19 protein-coding genes are annotated in these 19,604 nt (G+C 57.2%); 10 read left to right on the top strand and 9 right to left on the bottom strand.

The window, feature by feature from the left end:
• The first annotated feature begins 32 nt into the window (after positions 1 to 32).
• The gene (locus AB3G35_RS03155; RefSeq protein WP_106116996.1) at positions 33 to 824 is read left to right on the top strand and encodes a carbonic anhydrase; all 792 of its coding nucleotides are present in this window, start codon (positions 33 to 35) and stop codon (positions 822 to 824) included.
• A gap of 64 nt (positions 825 to 888) precedes the next feature.
• Positions 889 to 1,545: a TetR/AcrR family transcriptional regulator gene (locus tag AB3G35_RS03150; RefSeq protein ID WP_106117014.1), complete on the top strand. Its 657-nt coding sequence runs from the start codon at positions 889 to 891 to the stop codon at positions 1,543 to 1,545.
• A 137-nt stretch (positions 1,546 to 1,682) separates the two neighbouring features.
• Here AB3G35_RS03150 and tauD read toward each other — a convergent pair whose 3' ends face one another.
• From tauD to tauA, 4 genes are read right to left on the bottom strand one after another with little or no spacing between them, the layout of a single operon-like run.
• A complete protein-coding gene (gene tauD / locus AB3G35_RS03145; protein ID WP_369782300.1) occupies positions 1,683 to 2,516 on the bottom strand; it encodes a taurine dioxygenase in 834 nt (277 codons plus the stop codon).
• Between the two features lie 49 nt (positions 2,517 to 2,565).
• A complete protein-coding gene (gene tauC, locus AB3G35_RS03140) occupies positions 2,566 to 3,402 on the bottom strand; it encodes a taurine ABC transporter permease TauC (protein ID WP_086795578.1) in 837 nt (278 codons plus the stop codon).
• On the bottom strand, positions 3,399 to 4,193 hold the full coding sequence (gene tauB, locus AB3G35_RS03135) for a taurine ABC transporter ATP-binding subunit (RefSeq protein WP_016782824.1): 795 nt from the start codon (positions 4,191 to 4,193) through the stop codon (positions 3,399 to 3,401). Before tauB ends, tauC begins: the two co-directional genes overlap by 4 nt.
• A 26-nt stretch (positions 4,194 to 4,219) precedes the next feature.
• Positions 4,220 to 5,203: a taurine ABC transporter substrate-binding protein gene (gene tauA, locus AB3G35_RS03130; RefSeq protein WP_016782825.1), complete on the bottom strand. Its 984-nt coding sequence runs from the start codon at positions 5,201 to 5,203 to the stop codon at positions 4,220 to 4,222.
• A 498-nt stretch (positions 5,204 to 5,701) separates the two neighbouring features.
• Here tauA and AB3G35_RS03125 point away from each other — a divergent pair, with 498 nt between their 5' ends.
• The 8 genes from AB3G35_RS03125 to AB3G35_RS03090 all read left to right on the top strand — a co-directional run bounded on the left by AB3G35_RS03125 (position 5,702) and on the right by AB3G35_RS03090 (position 13,017).
• Positions 5,702 to 7,069 (top strand): OprD family porin, encoded by a 1,368-nt coding sequence (locus tag AB3G35_RS03125; RefSeq protein WP_369782299.1) that lies wholly within the window; start codon positions 5,702 to 5,704, stop codon positions 7,067 to 7,069.
• Positions 7,070 to 7,361: 292 nt separating this feature from the next.
• The gene (locus AB3G35_RS03120; RefSeq protein ID WP_083369699.1) at positions 7,362 to 8,000 is read left to right on the top strand and encodes a peroxiredoxin; all 639 of its coding nucleotides are present in this window, start codon (positions 7,362 to 7,364) and stop codon (positions 7,998 to 8,000) included.
• A 310-nt stretch (positions 8,001 to 8,310) separates the two neighbouring features.
• Positions 8,311 to 8,904, top strand: coding sequence for an NADPH-dependent FMN reductase (gene ssuE / locus AB3G35_RS03115; RefSeq protein WP_016782828.1), 594 nt, complete (start codon positions 8,311 to 8,313; stop codon positions 8,902 to 8,904).
• Positions 8,905 to 9,004: 100 nt separating this feature from the next.
• Positions 9,005 to 9,970 carry a sulfonate ABC transporter substrate-binding protein gene (locus AB3G35_RS03110; protein ID WP_088378603.1) on the top strand — a complete coding sequence of 322 codons (966 nt, stop codon included), beginning with the start codon at positions 9,005 to 9,007 and terminating at the stop codon, positions 9,968 to 9,970.
• Between the two features lie 31 nt (positions 9,971 to 10,001).
• Complete coding sequence (ssuD, locus tag AB3G35_RS03105; protein WP_315249540.1) at positions 10,002 to 11,150, top strand: FMNH2-dependent alkanesulfonate monooxygenase; 1,149 nt, start codon at positions 10,002 to 10,004, stop codon at positions 11,148 to 11,150.
• A gap of 7 nt (positions 11,151 to 11,157) precedes the next feature.
• Entirely contained in the window at positions 11,158 to 11,964 is an 807-nt protein-coding gene (ssuC, locus tag AB3G35_RS03100) for an aliphatic sulfonate ABC transporter permease SsuC (protein ID WP_086795576.1), read from the top strand.
• A complete protein-coding gene (ssuB, locus tag AB3G35_RS03095; RefSeq protein WP_016782832.1) occupies positions 11,961 to 12,767 on the top strand; it encodes an aliphatic sulfonates ABC transporter ATP-binding protein in 807 nt (268 codons plus the stop codon). The genes ssuC and ssuB overlap by 4 nt, the downstream gene beginning before the upstream one ends.
• 34 nt (positions 12,768 to 12,801) lie before the next feature.
• The gene (locus tag AB3G35_RS03090; protein ID WP_003444581.1) at positions 12,802 to 13,017 is read left to right on the top strand and encodes a molybdopterin-binding protein; all 216 of its coding nucleotides are present in this window, start codon (positions 12,802 to 12,804) and stop codon (positions 13,015 to 13,017) included.
• 303 nt (positions 13,018 to 13,320) lie between these two features.
• Here AB3G35_RS03090 and betT read toward each other — a convergent pair whose 3' ends face one another.
• The 5 genes from betT to aroE all read right to left on the bottom strand — a co-directional run bounded on the left by betT (position 13,321) and on the right by aroE (position 19,584).
• Positions 13,321 to 15,318 (bottom strand): choline transporter BetT, encoded by a 1,998-nt coding sequence (betT, locus tag AB3G35_RS03085; RefSeq protein WP_086795575.1) that lies wholly within the window; start codon positions 15,316 to 15,318, stop codon positions 13,321 to 13,323.
• 634 nt (positions 15,319 to 15,952) lie between these two features.
• Complete coding sequence (locus tag AB3G35_RS03080; protein ID WP_369782298.1) at positions 15,953 to 17,392, bottom strand: hypothetical protein; 1,440 nt, start codon at positions 17,390 to 17,392, stop codon at positions 15,953 to 15,955.
• Positions 17,393 to 17,461: 69 nt separating this feature from the next.
• On the bottom strand, positions 17,462 to 17,998 hold the full coding sequence (locus tag AB3G35_RS03075; RefSeq protein ID WP_134050339.1) for a hypothetical protein: 537 nt from the start codon (positions 17,996 to 17,998) through the stop codon (positions 17,462 to 17,464).
• A 278-nt stretch (positions 17,999 to 18,276) separates the two neighbouring features.
• Positions 18,277 to 18,603 (bottom strand): DOPA 4,5-dioxygenase family protein, encoded by a 327-nt coding sequence (locus AB3G35_RS03070; RefSeq protein ID WP_134050341.1) that lies wholly within the window; start codon positions 18,601 to 18,603, stop codon positions 18,277 to 18,279.
• 159 nt (positions 18,604 to 18,762) lie between these two features.
• A complete protein-coding gene (gene aroE, locus AB3G35_RS03065; protein ID WP_369782297.1) occupies positions 18,763 to 19,584 on the bottom strand; it encodes a shikimate dehydrogenase in 822 nt (273 codons plus the stop codon).
• Positions 19,585 to 19,604: the final 20 nt, after the last annotated feature.

The following is a 19,604-nucleotide window of genomic DNA, read 5'->3' as shown; positions in this document are numbered from 1 at the left end:
CACTACAGAAATTTCACAGTGAATATCTCACGATGAAGCTCCGGCTGCCATTTGCAGCTACTTTCTACGAAGCCATCATCATGAAACGCCATTACCTGGGCATAGCCCTGTTCGCCATCGGTTTCGGCCCCGTCATTGCCGCCCCCTCACCCCAACCCCACTGGAGCTACACATCACCCACCGGGCCTGACGAGTGGGGCGATTTGCACGACAACCACACCCTGTGCAACACCGGCACCCAACAATCACCGATCAATATCAAAGCCAATACCCCAGGGCGCTTGCCAGCTCTGGATATCCACTACCCGAGAGGCCCTGCCGTGGTCAAACACAACGGCCACACGCTTGAGGTCACTCCTGAGAGCAAGGGCTATATGACCCTGCCGTCAGGCAACTATGACCTGGTACAAATGCACTTTCATGCCCCTGCCGAAATGCAGATAGAAGGCCACAAGTACCCATTTAGCGCGCATCTGGTCCACCGTGATGCCGCCGGCAACCTGGCCGTCATTGCCCTGTTATTTGACGTTGGGGCAAAAAACAAGGTTTTGGCACCGCTGTTTTCCAGCATGCCCCGTCATGAGGGGGACGCTGTGACCTTGCGCACACTGGATTTGAAAAGCCTGTTTCCGGCAAAGCTGGACTACTTCACCTTTATGGGGTCGCTGACGACGCCGCCATGTACCGAAGGCGTCCTGTGGCAGGTGTTTAAAGTGCCGGGCACGATATCCAAACAACAGCTGAAGGACTTCAAGCAGTTGTTCCCGATGAACGCGCGTCCGATCCAACCGAGCAACGACCGTGCGGTGAAGTTTGGAAGCTGAAACGGGTTTACAGACAACCTCGAACCCGGCTCGTACAATGCCGGCAGCCCTTGAGGAAACGCTGATGTCCCGCCCTGCCGCCCCACGCGCCACCCCCCGAAAGCCACGCGCTCGCAGCCAGGGCCGCATCGACACGATACTCGACGCTGCCCGCACACTGCTGACAGCCCAGGGGGTGGCCAGCCTGTCGATTTACAGCGTGGCTGAGCACGCGCAGATTCCGCCGTCGTCGGTCTATCACTTTTTCGCCGGTGTACCAGCCCTGCTCGAAGCCCTGACCGGTGATGTTCACGCCGCGTTTCGCGCCTGCCTGCAGGCGCCGATCGAACATGAGGCGCTGAGTGGCTGGCGCGACCTGTCGCACGTCATTGAGCAGCGCATGCTGGCGATCTACAACGAAGATGCTGCGGCCCGGCAGTTGATCCTGGCCCAGCATGGCCTGACCGAGGTCACCCGGGCCGACCGCCAGCACGACCTTGAGCTGGGGCAACTGATGCATGCGCTATTCATGAAACATTTTGAATTGCCAGTACTGCCACAGGACGTGGACGTATTTGCCCTGGCGATGGAGCTGGGCGACCGCGTGTATGCGCGCTCAATCCAGTTGCATGAGCGCATCACCCCGCGAATGGCCGAGGAAAGCATGCGGGTGGTGGATGCTTATTTGGGGCTGTATTTACCGCCGTTTTTGCCGAAACGTGAAAGCCCGTCAAACACCTGAGCGTAAGCCTGCATCAACGCTTGTGAGCTTGCCTTTGTGGGAGCGGGCTTGCTCGCGATTGCATCGACTCGGCTCATCGAGAGACCGCACCGCCTGAATCGCGAGCAAGCCCGCTCCCACAGCAGAGGATGAGCGGCTCAGAACGGCGCATCACCCAAAATCGTCGCACGGTGCATCACGCGACGGTTGGGGCGGTAGTCATCCACGGCGTAATGCTGGGTCACGCGGTTGTCCCAAAAGGCCACGTCGTTTTCCTGCCAGCGCCAGCGGATGGTGTATTCCGGGCGGGTGGCGTGGGCAAACAGCAGCTTCAAAATCGCTTCGCTTTCGGCTTCCGACAGCTCGTTGATACGCGTGGTGAAGCCTTCATTGACGAACAACGACTTGCGCCCGCTCACCGGGTGCGTGCGGATCACCGGGTGCGACAGCGGCGGATTGTTTTTGCGGATCTGCTCCCAGCGCGCCAGATCTTCCGGGGTCGAGCCAAAGCGCTCCAGCGGGAATGACTTGGTGAAGTCGTGGGTTGCGGTCAAACCATCAAGCAGCACCTGCAACGGTTTGGACAACCCTTCAAAAGCAGCAATCCCGGCGGCCCACAAGGTGTCGCCACCAAAAGCCGGCAACTGCTTGGCACTCAACACCGCGCCCATCGCCGGGGTCGGCAAAAAGGTCACGTCGGTGTGCCACACCGCGTTGTCACGCACGTCAGTTACGGCTGTATCCAGCACCAGCACTTCCGGCTGCTCCGGCACGTTGGGGTAGATCGGGTGAATATGCAGGTCGCCAAAATGGGCGGCAAAACGGGCTTGCTGCTGCGGGGTGATCGACTGGTTCTTGAAGAACACCACGTGATGCTCAAGCAAGGCTTGCTCAATGGCATCGCGGTGCTCAAGGCTCAGCGGTTGAGTCAGGTCGACACCATCAATCTGGGCGCCCAGGGCAGAGCTAATCGGGGTAATGGTCAGGCTCATGATCTATCTCTTTATCAGCGCGCCGATTAATCAGCGTCGAGTTCTGTTGTTAGTGAGCCTGGCCGTGCCACGGCACCAGCTTGCGTTGCAGGGCGCGCAGGCCCATTTCCATGGCAAAGGCGATGACGGCAATCACCAGAATCCCCAGCACCACCACATCGGTGACCAGGAACTGCGCAGCGGACTGCACCATAAAACCCAGGCCGCTGGTGGCAGCGATCAGCTCGGCGGCCACCAGAGTCGACCAGCCCACGCCCAGACCGATACGCACACCGGTCAGGATATCCGGCAGGGCGCTCGGCAAAATTACATGGCGGATCAACTGCCAGCGCGTCGCACCCAACGACTGCGCAGCACGGACCTTGGCCGGGTCGACGGTGCGCACACCGGTGGCGGTAGCAATCGCGATCGGGGCAAAAATCGCCAGGTAGATCAGCAGTACTTTTGACAGTTCGCCAATGCCGCACCAGATCACGATCAGCGGCAGATAGGCCAATGGCGGGATCGGCCGATAGAACTCGATCAGCGGGTCGAAAATCCCCCGTGCTATGCGGTTGTGGCCAATGGCGATGCCCACCGGCACCGCCGTCAGGATCGCAAAACCCAGGCCCAGGCCGATACGGCTCAGGCTCGCGCCCAGGTGTTGCCACAAGGTGGCGTCCATATAGCCAGTGGTCGCCAGCAGCCAGCCTTTTTGCAGCACCGCAGAGGGCGGCGGCAAAAACAGCGGCTCGATCAAACCTGCGGCGGTCACGGCCCACCATATGGCGATCAGGGTGACGAGGGTCAGGACACTGATCCAGCGCGTGCTCAGGCTGCGCTTGACCGGGCGCGGGGCGTGGGGGGCAGCAACCGGGGCGGCCGCGACTGCTTCATAACTGCTCATGCGCGCTCCTGCCGCTGGGCGGCGCCGCGTTGTGAAAATACGCGCTCAAGCACGTGCTCACGGGTTTCGATAAAACGAGGGTCGGACTTGATCGAACGGGCCGACTCGCCCGCGTTGTAGCGCCGGCCGAAATCCAGGGTCAGACGCTCAACGATGCGGCCCGGGTTGGGGGCCAGCAAAATCAGGTCTGTAGCCAGAAACACAGCTTCTTCAATGTCGTGGGTAATCAGGAATACCGGCTTGTCAGTGCGCCGGCACACTTGCAGCAACAGTTCCTGCATCTGCTCACGGGTGAACGCGTCGAGGGCACCGAAAGGCTCGTCCATCAGCAATACGCGGGGGTCGGCCGCCAGCGCACGGGCCAGGCCCACGCGCTGTTTTTGACCGCCGGAGAGTTCCCAGACGCGGCGCTTTTCAAAGCCGGACAAATCCACCAGCGCAAGCATTTCACGGGCGCGGGCTTCGCGCTTGTCCCGCGCCACACCCGCCAGTTCAAGGCCAAATGCCACGTTGGCCAGTACGTCTTGCCACGGCAGCAACACATCGTCCTGAAACACCACGCCGCGCTCGGCGCTCGGGCCGTGGACAGGCACGTTATCGAGGGTGATTCGCCCAGCGCTGGGCTCGACGAAACCGGCAATCAGATTCAGCAATGACGTTTTGCCGCTACCCGAAGGGCCAAGTGCGACCAGCAGTTGTTGAGGCCCGAGGCTGACGGAAATATCCGACAGCACCGGCTCAGCGGCGCCTGGGTACTGTGCGCTGATGCGCTCCAGTGATAACAAGGCCATGACGGTCGACTCCTCAGCGGCGTTGGTTATTGGGTTACAAAAGTGGCGTTGACCGACGGTGCGTAGTCCGGCAGTACGGCATCGACCTTTTTCTGTTCTTTCAGGAACGCAGCGGTATCAGCCAGGGCCTTGGTGGTAGGAGCGCCCAGCAATACCACCTGGTCAGCGGCCAGCGGGTAGACGTTACCTTGCAACAGCAGCGGGATATCGGCCGCCTTGGCACCCGAAAGCTTCACGACTTTGTCGATATTGCTCTGATTGGCCAGCCAGGCTTTTGGATCCTTGTGGTAGTCCGCGTAGGCATCCAGGGTCACTTTGGCGAACTGTTTAACCACTTCAGGGTGCTTGGCGGCGTAGTCCTTGCGCACGATCCAGGCATCGAAGGTCGGCGCGCCGAGTTTGCCCAGCTCGCCGGAGGTGATCAGCACCTTGCCGTTTTCCTTGGCCGTGCCCAGTGCCGGGTCCCATACATAGGTGGCGTCGATATCACCGCGCTTCCACGCAGCAACGATGGCTGGCGGCGCGAGGTTGAGAATCTGTACTTTCGCAGGGTCGATGTTCCAGTGCTTCAACGCAGCCAGCAGGCTGTAGTGGCCGGTGGACACAAAGGGCACCGCGACTTTTTTGCCCACCAGGTCCTGCGGGCCGTTGATACCCGAGCCGTTGCGGGCAACCAGAGCTTCAGAGCCGCCCAGCTGGGTGGCGATCAAAAAGGTTTCAACCGGTACGTTGCGGGTGATGGCCGCGGTGAGCGGGCTGGAACCCAGGTAGGCGATCTGCACGTCGCCCGAGGCGATGGCCGCAATGATGTCTGCGCCGTTATCGAATTTGCGCCAGTTGATCTTGGTGTCGGTGGCTTTTTCGTAAGCGCCGTCGGCCTGGGCGACCTTGGCCGGGTCAACGTTGGTCTGGTAGGCAACAGTCACATCCGAGCTGGCAGCCTGTGCAAAGAAGCTGGCACCCGCCAGGGACAAAGCAGCCAAAAGGCGTAGGGGAGAGTGCAGTTTCATCAGGAAGCTCCTCGGCAGGTGGCCGGATATCGGCTGGATGCGAGGTTAAATGATCTAAGAATCAGTAAATAAATAACTTTTAAGCATTAGCTTATGTAGTTCTGCAACATGCAGACACGCGCCCGCGCAATAACTGCTACGGCGTTTTATCCGGCAGGTGATCGGGTCGAAGGTTTAAGAACCAAAGGCTATTAAAAGATTCATGAAATTATGTTTAGAAATTAGACAAAAGACCGATAGCATTCCCACGCGCGCGTGTAGGAGAAACCCTTCTTTATGCCTATTTGATCTGAAAAGATCAGAAACAATTCTTTTTAGGTTTATTAAATAGCCATTAATCTGCGCACAAACGACGGATGACTAGACAAAGGTCGTAGACATGATTGGTTACGATTGACTTGCCGGTCACCGTCTGGCGCTAATCGCGCATCTGTAGCACCCGGACATCAGATCCGGGGCTAAAGAACTACAAAAATTAGAAACGCAAAGGAGCAACACATGAACAAGTCCACCTTGGCCATCGCTGTGGCCGTAGGTTTGCTGGCACAACAAGCAAGCGCTGCCGGCTTTATCGAAGACAGCAAGGCAACGCTGAAGCTGCGTAACTTCTATATCAACAACGATAACCGTGATTCTGACGCAGGCTCTGCTGCCAACAAAAAAGCAGGCGTGCAAAGCAAGGCTGAAGAATGGGGCCAGGGCTTCCAGCTGGACTTCACCTCCGGCTTCACCCAGGGCACAGTCGGTTTCGGTATTGATGCCATTGGCCTGTTGGGCGTGCGTCTGGATTCGGGTGGCGGCACCAATGGCGCAAGCTCCACGTCTTATGGCGGCACTGTATTCCCAAGCAAGTCCAACGGCGATGCAGTCAATGACTTCTCCAGCCTGGGCCTGACCGCCAAAGCCAAGATCTCCCAGACCGAACTGCGTTACGGCACCCTGATGCCGAAACTGCCTGTCATTTCCTACAACGACGGCCGTCTGCTGCCACAAACCTTTGAAGGTGGCCAAATCACCTCCAACGAGTTCAAGGATGTGACCCTGATCGGTGGTCAGATCGAACACGTAAAAGGTCGTAACTCCAGCAGCGAAGAACAAATGTCGATTGGTGGTGCGAGCGCTCGCACGGCCAACAGCAACAAGTTCCTGTACGGCGGTGTCGACTACAAGGTCAACAAAGACCTGTTGCTGCAGTACTACTACGGCAACCTGGAAGAGTTCTACAAGCAACACTTCCTGGGCCTGGTTCACAACTGGTCCATCGGCCCGGGCGTGTTGAAAACTGACCTGCGTTACTTCAACAGCAGCGATGATGGTAAAAACGGTTACGACTCGTCGTATTTCAGCAACGGTTCTTACGCTAATAGCTCGTTGAAAAACGGCAAGGGAAAGGTTGATAACAACCTCTTCAGCGGCCTGCTGCTGTACACAGTTGAAGGTCACACCTTCGGTGGCGGCTATCAGGTCAGCAACGGTAGCAGCGACTTCCCGTTCCTGAACCAGGGCGATGGCGCGTCGGCTTATATCCCTACCGATATGCAGATCTCGAAATTCGCCCGTGCTGGCGAACGTACCTGGCAGGCACGCTACTCGTATGACTTCGCCAAAGTGGGCGTACCTGGCCTGACGGCGGGCGCGGTTTACCTGCGTGGCGACAATATCGACACCTACAGTGGTGGCAAGCAAGTGAGCAATGGCGCTTCCGAGTGGGAACGCGATATCACCGTGGCTTATGTGATCCAGGAAGGCGCGCTGAAAAACCTCGGCTTTATGTGGAAAAACGCCATGTGGCGCAACGATATTGCCAGCCAGCGCGACCAGGACGAAAACCGTCTGATCGTCAGCTACTCGATCCCGTTGTTGTAAGCGTGATCTAGAGCAAAAGTAAGAAAAATCCTGCCCGGCGCAATGCCGGGCAGGGTGTTTACCGAAGACCTGAACGGTCAATTCGCAACACATTAATAGTCGCAGCTCCCTGCCGCTCCCCTTGCCATGCTGAGTCCACAGTGGACCCGGGGCATTGTTGCGTCCAATGAAACTGTTTTTAATATCCCTTTTAGTTCTAACCAAATCGATATTTATTCTTTTTAATTAGCTGGTGACGCAGGCAGAGTGGCTCCATCACGCCCCGCCATTGCCAATAAAAAGGAGCTGCACCATGAGCCTCAGACTCGGCGACATCGCCCCCGATTTCGAACAGGATTCCAGCGCTGGCAAGATCCGTTTCCATGAATGGCTGGGCGACAGCTGGGGCGTGCTGTTCTCGCACCCGGCGGACTTCACCCCGGTGTGCACCACCGAACTGGGCTTCACCGCCAAGCTCAAGGATGAGTTTGCCAAGCGCGGCGTCAAAGCCATCGCGCTGTCGGTAGACCCGGTGGACTCACACCACAAGTGGATCGAGGACATCAACGAAACCCAGAACACCGTGGTCAACTTCCCGATCCTGGCCGATGCCGACCGCAAGGTGTCTGACCTCTACGACCTGATCCACCCCAATGCCAGCGACACCCTGACGGTGCGCTCGTTGTTCGTGATCGACCCAAACAAAAAAATTCGCCTGACCATTACTTACCCGGCCAGCACCGGGCGCAATTTCAACGAAATTTTGCGGGTGATCGATTCGTTGCAACTGACTGACAGCCACAAAGTGGCCACCCCGGCCAACTGGCAGGACGGTGACGAGGTGGTGATCGTGCCGTCGCTCAAGGACGAAGACGAAATCAAGCGTCGCTTCCCCAAAGGCTACCGCGCCGTGAAGCCCTACCTGCGCCTGACACCACAGCCGAACAAGTAAAACCAACCTCATACCCTGTGGGAGCGGGCTTGCTCGCGATGAAGGCGCCGCGGTTTCTTCTGATACACCGCGCCGATCCCATCGTGAGCAAGCCCGCTCCCACAAACAGGCAACCGTGTCTTCCACAGGGTTTTGGGCCGTTTCGACGGCCTTTTTTTTGCTTTCGATTTAACAAAAAGGCATATGCACTTTAAGAATAAACAAATGAATAAATATGATTTATGGATATATAAATCACCTGTTATGGTCTGTTCACTCAAGCGAAAACGCTGACAGCGAATTGCACATATTCATTCAAGGAAACGCCTAGATGCTGGTCGTGACACTCGGAGGAAGCCCAAGCCAACGTTCCCGCTCAGGAGTGTTGCTGGATCACGCCAAACGCTGGCTCAACCAGCAAGGCGTTGAAGTGGTGAGTTACCAGGTTCGCGACTTTCCGGCCGAGGACTTGCTGCACGCACGCTTCGACAGCCCGAAAATCATCGACCTGCTGCAACAGATCGAAAACGCCGACGGCCTGGTAATTGCCACCCCGGTGTACAAAGCCTCGTTCAGCGGCGCCCTGAAAACCGTGCTCGACCTGCTGCCCGAACGCGCCCTGAGCCACAAAGTGGTACTGCCCATCGCCACCGGCGGCAGCATCGCCCATATGCTGGCCGTGGACTATGCCCTCAAGCCGGTCCTGTCAGCGCTCAAGGCCCAGGAAATGCTCCACGGTATTTTTGCCGAAGACAGCCAGATTGCTTACGGCGAAGGCAGCGCACAGGCGCAACTGGTGCCGGTGCTGGAGCAACGCCTGCAAGAGTCGCTTGAACAGTTCTACAGCGCCCTGGCGCGCCGCCCCAAACCACTGGACCCGAGCATCCTCAACGAGCGCCTGGTGACGGCACGCTGGAGCATCTGAAACAGCATTTTTCCCACAGATAAAAGCTCCACCACCTTACTGAACCGCTAACGGCCCAGCAGGTGCTACCCGAATCCCGAACAACAAAAAGGAGAGCGCCATGCGCCCTGTCATTTTGCGTCGTGGTCTGGTCGCACTGTTAGCTGCGGCTGTGTCCTTCGGCGCTGTTACCCAGGCTCAAGCCGATACCCTGCGCATCGGTTACCAGAAATACGGCACGCTGATGCTGCTCAAGGCCAAGGGCACGCTGGACAAGCGCCTGGCCGAGCAGGGCGTAGACGTGCAATGGACCGAATTCCCCGGCGGCCCGCAATTGCTGGAGGGCCTGAACGTAGGCTCCATCGACTTCGGCGTGACCGGCGAAACTCCGCCGGTGTTCGCCCAGGCGGCAGGTGCCGACCTGCTCTACGTCGCCTACGAGCCGCCAGCCCCCACCAGCGAAGCGATCCTGGTGCCCAAAGATTCACCGATCAAATCGGTGCAAGACCTCAAGGGCAAAAAGGTTGTGCTCAACAAAGGCTCCAACGTGCACTACCTGCTGGTGCGCGCCCTGGAAGACGCCGGCCTGAAATACAGCGATATCCAGACCGTATTCCTGCCGCCCGCCGATGCCCGTGCCGCTTTCGAGCGTGGCAGTGTCGATGCCTGGGTGATCTGGGACCCGTACCAGGCGGCCGCCGAACAACAGCTGCAAGCGCGCACTCTGCGTGATGCCAGCGGCATCGCCGACAACCATCAGTTCTACCTGGCCACCAAGCCCTACGCCGAACAGCATCCCAAGGTGATCGAAACCCTTGTCGATGAAGTGCGCAATATTGGCGAATGGGCCAAGGCCCACCCTGAAGACGTGACGACACAAGTCGCGCCACTCCTGGGCCTGTCTCCTGAAATCACCCTCACGGCGGTCAAGCGCCAGGGCTACGGCGCACAGTTCCTGACCCCGGAAGTGGTCAACGCGCAGCAAAAAATCGCCGACAGTTTTTACCAGCTCAAGCTGATCCCCAAGCCGCTGGTTGTGAAAGACGTGATCTGGACGCCCCCGGCCAATCTGGCCAAAGCCAACTAACGCTTGCTGCCCCCCATTAGGAGACCACTCCATGAGCCTCAATATTTTCTGGTTCCTGCCTACCCACGGTGATGGCCATTACCTTGGCACCTCCGAAGGCGCCCGCGCCGTTGACTACGGCTATCTGCAACAAGTCGCACAGGCCGCTGACCGCCTGGGCTTTGGCGGGGTACTGATTCCGACAGGACGTTCGTGCGAAGACTCATGGTTGGTGGCGGCATCGCTGATCCCCGTGACCCAGCGTCTGAAATTTCTGGTAGCCCTGCGCCCCGGTATTGTTTCGCCCACCGTGGCGGCACGTCAGGCAGCGACCCTGGACCGTTTGTCCGGTGGCCGCGCCCTGTTCAACCTGGTGACTGGCGGCGACCCCGAAGAACTCGCCGGTGATGGCCTGTTCCTCAGCCACGAAGAGCGTTACCAGGCCTCGGTGGAATTCACTCGCATCTGGCGCCGCGTGCTCGAAGGCGAAACCGTGGACTACGACGGCGAGCACATCACCGTCAAAGGCGCCAAGCTGCTCTACCCGCCAATCCAGCAACCGCGTCCGCCGCTGTATTTCGGGGGCTCCTCCGAAGCCGCGCAGGATCTGGCCGCCGAGCAGGTGGAAATGGTGTTGACCTGGGGCGAGCCGCCGGCTGCCGTTGCCGAAAAAATCGAGCAGGTACGGGCCAAGGCTGCCAAATTGGGCCGTACCGTGCGCTTCGGCATTCGCTTGCATGTGATCGTGCGTGAAACCAACGAAGAGGCCTGGAAAGCCGCCGACAAACTGATCTCGCACCTGGACGACGAAACCATTGCCCGCGCCCAGGCCTCGCTGTCACGCTTTGACTCGGTGGGCCAGCAACGCATGGCCGCCCTGCACGGCGGCAGCCGCGACAACCTCGAAGTCAGCCCCAACCTGTGGGCAGGCGTGGGCCTGGTGCGCGGCGGTGCCGGCACGGCGCTGGTCGGTGATGGCCCGACCGTGGCCGCACGGGTTCAGGAATACGCCGATCTGGGTATCGACACCTTTATCTTCTCCGGCTACCCGCACCTTGAAGAGTCCTATCGCGTGGCCGAGCTGCTGTTCCCGCACCTGGATATCGAACGCCCGGAACTGCCAAAAAGCGCAGGCTATGTGAGCCCGTTCGGCGAAATGGTCGCCAATGACATCCTCCCTAAAGCCGCGTCGCAGAGCTGAGGTCGCCATGAGTACAGGCAAGGCCTCGGGCCTCAAAAACATCGGTCACACCCTGGCGCCCTGGGCTTTGCCGGTCTTGCTGCTGGCCGTGTGGCAGCTGTCCGTGTCGGCGGGCTGGCTGTCGACACGCATCCTGCCCGCCCCCAGTGCCGTAATCACGGCCGGGGTCGAGCTGGTGCGCAGTGGCGAAATCTGGAAACACCTGGCCATCAGCGGCTGGCGCGCCGGGCTCGGCTTTGTGATCGGTGGCAGCATCGGTCTGGCGCTGGGCTTTATCACCGGCCTGTCGAAATGGGGCGAACGCCTGCTCGACAGCTCGGTGCAAATGATCCGCAACGTGCCGCATTTGGCGCTGATTCCGCTGGTGATCCTGTGGTTCGGTATCGATGAATCGGCGAAGATTTTTCTGGTGGCCCTGGGGACTTTATTCCCGATTTACCTCAACACTTACCACGGCATCCGCAACGTCGACCCGGCGCTGGTGGAAATGGCCCGCAACTACGGCTTGTCCGGTTTCAGCCTGTTCTGGCAGGTGATTTTGCCGGGCGCGCTGCCGTCGATCCTGGTGGGTGTGCGCTTTGCCCTGGGCTTTATGTGGCTGACGTTGATCGTGGCCGAAACCATCTCCGCCAGCTCCGGCATTGGCTACCTGGCGATGAACGCCCGGGAGTTCCTGCAAACCGACGTGGTGGTGCTGGCAATTGTTTTGTACGCAGTGCTCGGCAAACTGGCCGACACCGCAGCACGGGGGCTGGAGCGCATCTGGTTGCGCTGGCACCCGGCGTATCAAGTGGTTAAAGGCGGTGCAGCATGACAGCTCAACAACCCCCACGTTTGCGCCAGGGCATCCCGCTGGCCATCAATGGCCTGCAGAAGGCCTTCGGCCAACGGCTGGTGCTGCGTGATATCAACCTGCATATCCCGGCGGGGCAGTTTGTTGCCATCGTGGGCCGCAGCGGATGCGGCAAAAGCACCCTGATGCGTTTGCTGGCCGGGCTGGATCAGCCCACCGCTGGCCAGTTGCTGGCGGGCAGCGCGCCCCTGCAAGAGGCCCGCGAAGACACGCGGTTGATGTTTCAGGAAGCGCGCCTGCTGCCCTGGAAAAAAGTCATCGACAACGTAGGCCTTGGCCTTAAAGGCGACTGGCGCCCCAAAGCGCTCAAGGCACTGGAAGAAGTCGGCCTGGCCGAACGCGCCAATGAATGGCCAGCAGCGCTCTCGGGCGGGCAGAAGCAGCGTGTGGCCCTGGCCCGCGCCCTGATCCACCAACCGCGCCTGCTGCTGCTCGACGAGCCGCTGGGCGCCCTGGACGCCCTGACCCGCATCGAAATGCAGCAACTGATTGAACGCCTGTGGCGCCAGCATGGTTTCACCGTATTGCTGGTGACCCATGACGTGAGCGAAGCCGTCGCGATTGCTGACCGGGTGATTTTGATTGAGGACGGCCAGGTAGGGCTGGACCTCACGGTCGACCTGCAACGCCCACGGGTACGCGGCTCGCATCGCCTGGCTGCACTGGAAACCGAAGTACTGAACCGTGTTCTTGCACTGCCTGGCTCGCCACCTGAGCCGGAACCCGTTGCACCGCTGCCTACGCAACTGCGCTGGGCGCAATAAACCTACTTTCTATCCCAAGACAGGAATCGACACCATGACCATTAAAGCCATCAACGTTCGCAACCAGTTCAAAGGCCACATCAAGGAAATCGTGCTGGGCGACGTGCTGTCGGAAATCGACGTACAAACTGCGTCGGGCATCGTGACTTCGGTGATCACCACCCGCTCGGTCAAGGAGCTGGAACTGGTGGTCGGTAGCGAAGTGATCGCCTTTGTAAAATCCACTGAAGTGTCTATCGCCAAGTTGTAAATCATGGCTGATCCACAACCCCGAACGGCGTAAGCCCTTCGGGGTTTTTTGTGCCTGAAAATCGCCCTCAGGCCTCACTCAGCCCGATCCCTCACAACTGCGCGATAGATCTGCAAATACCGACCTTAACTGTGGGGGCGAGCTTGCTCGCGAGGGCCATTCGCGAGCAGGCTCGCTCCCACAGTTTTGACGAGCATCCACACATTGTGAGAACACCCAAAACCTGTGGGAGCGGGCTTGCTCGCGATGGCATCAACCCGGTGACTCAGGCAGTCACAGCAGCCTGAATCACCGCCAAACCCATCAGCGCACCAAATGCAAAAACTGCAGATGGCGTTCGTACTGATCAAGGATGTCGTTGATGATCTGCTCCTTGGTGTAGCCCGTCAGATCGTAGTCCTGGCTGCCTTCGGCCAGATGCACTTCAGCTCGGTAGTAACGGCGGTTACGCAGTTGCTCCTTTTTGCCAAAGCCACCCCGGGCGAAGGACGGCGTGAAGTAGCCACGCATCTGCACCTGGTAGATAAACGGATGTTCATCACCATGGCCGATTTCCAGACTTACATTGTCGTTGGCCGGGTCCGGCTGCGTGACCACGTTCAGGCCTTTTTCCCGGAACACCGCACTCACTTCTTCAATCGCCGGGCGCACGGTGGTGTCCATAAAGCGGTACACCTCGTCCCGCGACGGGAAGTGTACGGCCTGGCTCAAGCGCTGGCGCCAGCCACCACGACGCGAGTGCGAAACCGGCGCCAGGGAGTGGGTCTGCGCAATCTTCTTCTGCGACTCAAGGTAGAACGCCTTGTGCAGGCCCCACATCATCAGCAGCAAAATCAGCGAGAACGGCAACGAGGTCAGCACCACCGCTGACTTCAGCGCATCGATACTGCCCGAGAACAGCAGCGCACTGGTGACCAGCGCGGTCATCGCACCCCAGAACACCCGCAGCCATTTTGGCCCGTCTTCGTCCGCGTTGTTGCCACGGGCCGAGAGAGTGGACAGCACCACGGTGCCGGAGTCGGCCGAGGTCACGAAGAACACGAAGCTGATAAATACCGTGACCGCGATAACGGTCTTGCTCCACGGGTAGGTCTCAAGCAGCAGGTACAGCGTACGCGACGGGTCGTCGATGGCCGACTGGCCGAGGGCGACCATGCCGTGGTTGAGCACCTGGTCGATGGCGCTGTTGCCGAAGATCGACATCCACGCCAGGGTAAAGCCCAGCGGGATCAGCAGCACGCCGAACACGAACTCGCGGATGGTACGGCCGCGGGAAATACGCGCAATAAACAGCCCCACAAACGGTGACCATGCGATCCACCAGGCCCAATAGAACACGGTCCAGCCGCCCAGCCAGTCACTTGGCTTGTCATAGGCATACACATCGAAACTCTTGGTGGGCAGCGCGCCCAGGTAGTCGCCGATGTTCTGCACCAGGGTGTTGAGCAAGTGCTGGGTGGGCCCGGCAAACAACACAAACAGCAGCAGGGCACAGGCCAGCAGCATGTTGATGTCGGACATCACCCGCACGCCCTTGTCGACACCGGCAATGGCCACCAGGATCGCGGCGCCCATCATCAGCGTGATCAGGCCCACTTGCACCCATTGGGTATGGGGCATGCCGAACAGGTAATCGAGGCCGGAGTTGAGGTGCAGCACCCCGAAACCCATGTCGGCGCCCAGGCCGAACACCGTGGCGATAATGCCAAAACCATCCACCGCATAACCGATGGGGCCGTTGATGCGCTTGCCGATCAGCGGGTAAAGCGCCGAACGCAGTGCCAGCGGCAGGTTATGCCGGTAGGCGAAGTAGGCCAGTGCCATGCCGACGAACGCGAACACACCCCAACCGTGCAGGCCCCAGTGCAGGAACAACAGCTGCATGCCCTGGCGCGCAGCCTCGGCATTGCCGGCCGGGCCCTGCGGCGGGTTGAGCATATGGGTGAGGGGTTCGGACACACAGAAGAAAAATAGCGTGATGCTGATCCCGGCGGCGAACAACATGCCCGCCCAGGACAGGTAACTGAACTCGGGTTCGTCGTGGTCGGCACCGAGCTTGATCTTGCCGTAGCCGGACAAGGCGGTGACGACCACGAAGATCAGATACAGGGTCATCGCTAGCATGTAGTACCAGCCGACCGTATTGGCCGCCCAGTTTTGTGCGGCCAGCAGCCATTCGCCGGCGGCGGCTGGCATGGCGATTACCACCAGGCCAAAGACCAGAATGAACGCGGCGGCGAAGTAGAACACCGGCGGGTTCATGCGGATCGAGGACGTCTCGGACGTGATCGGTACACTCATTGGATGTGCACCTTATAGAGGTAAAACGGGATCAAAAAGAGCGGATTCGGCAAGGGTTAGCCTCCTGTTGTGAGCGGGCAGCGGACCACCGGTTTAACTTGATTGCGCGTTCAAGTTAAACATGGATGGCCTTTTAGAACTAATCGCTGCCCGCAGCTGCACGCCTGATACGTTAGCTCATGGCAAGGTATGACACATGGCCATGATCATCGTTCAGCCGTTATAGCGTGGGGCTATCAGGGGGTGGCGACGGCAAAAGAAAACGGGAATTTCGGGCGCTGAAAAAAAATCCAAAAAAAATGTTCGCAGAAGCGCAGTGATCAAAAAATAGACTGATTTAGACGCCGATTAGTAGTGACTCAGGAAGAAAGTACCGACGAATTTACAGCTGAGGGGTACCCTATTGATTGAAGCGGTCCCAGAGACTTATCTCGTATTGGCGCCCGCAATCTACAAGCACCAATGCGAACAAACAGAGATTCACAAAGAACACCTGATAATGTTACAGATTACAGTTATAAAAAATTTTAGACTACAAACACTCTATTTCATACATCGAAGTTAACAATAGCCCACAGATAAAATCCAATCGACAGATAAATCATGCTTTCTTTCAACGGATATTTATATCAATTTAACTTTTCAATGTCTCTGACGATGGCTCATCGGGAGTTATCGTCGAAAAATTAACGGCCACTGCTTCTTTAATTTCACCCTTTTGAGTAAAACCACTGACACCTACAATATCATTGCCATTTCGAGCATCTGCTAATGGCCTTGTATAGTTCAGATCAATCTGTGAAATACTTAACTCGTCCAGCGAATGTAACTCGCTTGTACCAGTCGACTCAACCCTGCTTTGGCCATCATGATTGGCATCAACCCAAACCCTCACATCGCCCCAGCGTTCATCCTGGTTATCAAATTTAAGGTCTTTGTTGCTATCTAGGCTGCGCAGTGCATCAAATGCATTATCAAAGGTTTTTTTACTCGGAGAATCACGGCTTCCTTGTTCAGCACCAAAATACTCTGACATCAACTCCGAGACATTATCAATTTTTCCGTTTCCATCAAGGTCCAAAACAACCATGCCTTCGTCAGGGCTGTTCCACCCCGTTTGCACCTTCTCGCCATCATTGTTCATGTCGAAATGAACAGGAAAGGTATGAGGGTTGGTGAGTTTTACTCCGGCCCCACCCAGATCCAAAATCAAAGGGTCTACTTCGTTTTCTAAGGCGCATTTCATTCTTGCAATTTGTTCTGGCGTTATATAGTTGAGACCTCCAACACTTTCCAAAGAAATATCAACATTAGCAGCTGGCCTTTCGATATTTGTCACAGGTACCCCTCCGCCTGTGCTGTAGCCGTTCGATGCAGAAGTAGCGCCACCTGCCCCCCCACTTCCGCCACTGTCAAGACTACCAGCCGTACTGTTACTTATACCGCCACCTGGAACTACAGGCAGTGAAATATCAACTTCCACACCTTCTACTAATAAATCTTCAAATACTATCTTTATTACAAAAGGTATAATCATTGAGGCATTGCCAAAATGCTTTTCGAAAATCATCCCAATAGCAGCGGCATTTTGTATAAATACCGTGGCATAATTTTCCATTTGCTCTAAAAAGTTACGGCCCGGAATCTCAACGTAATTATGCCCTAGTCCACCCCCCCACACAGGAAACTCATCACCGAGCGTCCCGGCCCATTGCCATGGTTCCAAGCCCAAGCCTTCAACTGCGGCTTGTACGTCTCTTTTGATCACCTCTTTAATTGGCAAAATGCCTTTAGCATAAATAAAATCCGCAATAACTTGGTGGGCTAATCTGTCAGAAGCATTTTTATACATACGCGAAGTGAATTTCCTTCCGGAGCGCTCAACTGCATATCGCATGGAATTGGAAACCAGTTCGCTTACAAAGCTCCCATCAATATTATTGATAGATTTTGCAGCCATAAGCCAGTTAGCCGTCATCAACATCTGGTCTCTCACTTCGCCATCGGCCTGGTTGGCAATGGCTTTTTGAGCAACATTATATAAGTAATGGTATCCTCCCGCGTAGTCTTTCACGGCGAGTCTACGTTCCAGGTATTTGATATCCGCGGGTGTCAGAGGTATTTGCACCATATTGGCGCCTCCTTAATTAATTAAAAAACGATCCAGAAAACTCAACACAAAATTATCGACTTCTTTAAGGTTGGAAATCTCGCGATTAAACAAATAGTCAACCCCAAAAATATTTTTGTACGCTCTTTTTCCCACATAAATAAGGTCCCACTCATATATGTAAGCATTGCTTCCATCACGGCCCGCAACTCTATAAGTCTTTTCACTACCCTCTAATAGTTCAACCCCATCAAAAGACGCAATGGTTTTTAATGTTCGGGTGACTCGATCTATATCAAACGGAGGAACGGATATAGGAAAAAGAATTAACACCATTATATTGTTAGATCTATTTTTATAGTCAACCAACTTCATGGATGGATATTCCACTCGAAGAGTAACCACGGTTTCACCGTTAAAATCAATAAGCTCACAATCCTCATCCGAAACATCAAAGGAAAAAACACTGGCATTCGTTTTTTTATTAACAAACGTGCAAGCTGCATGGGCGGGCATTGAGCCACAAGCAAACACCAGTGATATAAGCCCACCTAGAAGATATCTACGCACTACCAGCCTCCAACATTACTGATGTATCGCCTTATCCACAGGAGGATTAAATACAGCCACCAGCAACATTTAATCTCCAGAGCACAGCGCGAAACATGGTTTGGACGTGTTATTTCCATCCAAGATTCAATATTAAAAATCTTATCGCCCTGAAAACTTTAGGCCTAGTATCAAAATATGACCACAGCGAAGCCGCCGTACTTACTGTCGGATATTTCCGTAACTAAAAATAGTATGTAGGAGAGGGTTAAACCGGGCGCTGAACTGCGCGCCCCCGTTTAAAAAACAGACAAGTCCAGCGGCCGAATTGCGCCCATCCAGATAGCATGGTCGGTGTGGTCCAGCAGGTCGTTGCCGGTATCGGGATGCAAAAACACCACCAGACCGTGCCGGTAGAGCGCCAGCCACGGCAGGATGATGCCGATCAGTTCAGGACCGAAGGCCAGCTGGCAGCTCCAGTCCGGGTGCGGGCCCACCGGGCGTTCATGAACGCGGCCCATGGTCACGCCAAAAAGTCGCCTGGCCTCTTCGCCCAAGGCGCGCGCCTGGTCGATGGTCGAGGCGTCGAAATAGAGGTGGGCGTGGTAGCCCTTGATTCGGTGCATAAGTACCTCTTGCCCTCGCCCCAACCCTCTCCCGAAGGGAGAGGGGGCTGATCGAGTCGATCCTGGATTCAGTGCAGAACCGTCAGGTCACAATAAATTAACAGTACCCCCCAATCGGCCCCCTCTCCCTCTGGGAGAAGGTTGGGGTGAGGGTGTGCTTCACAGCGCCAGCAACCGCCGCAATTCAGCCAGCGCCGGTGCCGTATCCGGGCGCACCCCGCGCCACAGATAAAACGCCTCAGCAGCCTGTTCGGCCAGCATGCCCAAACCATCCATCACCTGACCCGCGCCATGCCCGCTGGCCCACACGCAAAACGGCGTCGGCTCCTTGCCGTACATCATGTCGTAGCACAGGGTCTTGCCCGGCTCGATCAAGCTGCTGGCAATGGGTGGCAATTCGCCGCTTAGGCTGGCCGAGGTGGCGTTGATAATCAGGTCGACAGGCTCGTGCAGCCAGTCAAAACCGCTTGCCGCCACCGGGCCCAGGTCGCTGAACAACTCGGCCAGCAACTCGGCTTTTTCAACGGTGCGGTTGGCGATGGTCACCGAGGCCGGCCCTTCAGCCAGCAGCGGCTCCAGCGCACCCCGCACCGCACCGCCCGCGCCCAGCACGAGGATGCGTTTACCCTTGAGGCTGAAACCGGCATTGACCGTCAGGTCGCGCACCAGCCCCGCACCATCGGTGTTGTCCCCCAGCAAGCTGCCATCGGCCAGTTTGCTCAAGGTGTTGACCGCACCTGCCCGTTGCGCCCGTGCGGTCAGGCGGTAGGCCAGGCGGTAGGCGTCTTCCTTGAAGGGCACTGTCACATTGGCGCCACGCCCCTGCAGGAAAAACTCCGTCGCGCAGCCAGCAAAATCATCCAGCGGCGCCAGCAAGGTGTCGTACTGCATGGCCTGGCCGGTTTGTTCGGCAAACAGGCGATGCAGCACCGGGGATTTGCTGTGGGCAATCGGGTTACCAAAAACAACGTAACGGTCCATCAGGCAAGCTCCTCGGGTAG

It is taken from the genome of Pseudomonas sp. WC2401 (assembly GCF_041200115.1).
Taxonomy (GTDB): domain Bacteria; phylum Pseudomonadota; class Gammaproteobacteria; order Pseudomonadales; family Pseudomonadaceae; genus Aquipseudomonas; species Aquipseudomonas fragi.
Note: the sequence above shows the minus strand (reverse complement) of the source record. Positions and strands in the feature narration are given on the sequence as shown.

Excerpts from the sequence above, each read along its gene's own strand:
- AB3G35_RS03155 (WP_106116996.1), top strand. The coding sequence starts at position 33 with ATGAAGCTCCGGCTGCCATTTGCAGCTACTTTCTACGAAGCCATCATC.
- AB3G35_RS03150 (WP_106117014.1), top strand. The coding sequence starts at position 889 with ATGTCCCGCCCTGCCGCCCCACGCGCCACCCCCCGAAAGCCACGCGCT.
- tauD (WP_369782300.1), bottom strand. The coding sequence starts at position 2,516 with ATGAGCCTGACCATTACCCCGATTAGCTCTGCCCTGGGCGCCCAGATT.
- tauC (WP_086795578.1), bottom strand. The coding sequence starts at position 3,402 with ATGAGCAGTTATGAAGCAGTCGCGGCCGCCCCGGTTGCTGCCCCCCAC.
- tauB (WP_016782824.1), bottom strand. The coding sequence starts at position 4,193 with ATGGCCTTGTTATCACTGGAGCGCATCAGCGCACAGTACCCAGGCGCC.
- tauA (WP_016782825.1), bottom strand. The coding sequence starts at position 5,203 with ATGAAACTGCACTCTCCCCTACGCCTTTTGGCTGCTTTGTCCCTGGCG.
- AB3G35_RS03125 (WP_369782299.1), top strand. The coding sequence starts at position 5,702 with ATGAACAAGTCCACCTTGGCCATCGCTGTGGCCGTAGGTTTGCTGGCA.
- AB3G35_RS03120 (WP_083369699.1), top strand. The coding sequence starts at position 7,362 with ATGAGCCTCAGACTCGGCGACATCGCCCCCGATTTCGAACAGGATTCC.
- ssuE (WP_016782828.1), top strand. The coding sequence starts at position 8,311 with ATGCTGGTCGTGACACTCGGAGGAAGCCCAAGCCAACGTTCCCGCTCA.
- AB3G35_RS03110 (WP_088378603.1), top strand. The coding sequence starts at position 9,005 with ATGCGCCCTGTCATTTTGCGTCGTGGTCTGGTCGCACTGTTAGCTGCG.
- ssuD (WP_315249540.1), top strand. The coding sequence starts at position 10,002 with ATGAGCCTCAATATTTTCTGGTTCCTGCCTACCCACGGTGATGGCCAT.
- ssuC (WP_086795576.1), top strand. The coding sequence starts at position 11,158 with ATGAGTACAGGCAAGGCCTCGGGCCTCAAAAACATCGGTCACACCCTG.
- ssuB (WP_016782832.1), top strand. The coding sequence starts at position 11,961 with ATGACAGCTCAACAACCCCCACGTTTGCGCCAGGGCATCCCGCTGGCC.
- AB3G35_RS03090 (WP_003444581.1), top strand. The coding sequence starts at position 12,802 with ATGACCATTAAAGCCATCAACGTTCGCAACCAGTTCAAAGGCCACATC.
- betT (WP_086795575.1), bottom strand. The coding sequence starts at position 15,318 with ATGAGTGTACCGATCACGTCCGAGACGTCCTCGATCCGCATGAACCCG.
- AB3G35_RS03070 (WP_134050341.1), bottom strand. The coding sequence starts at position 18,603 with ATGCACCGAATCAAGGGCTACCACGCCCACCTCTATTTCGACGCCTCG.
- aroE (WP_369782297.1), bottom strand. The coding sequence starts at position 19,584 with ATGGACCGTTACGTTGTTTTTGGTAACCCGATTGCCCACAGCAAATCC.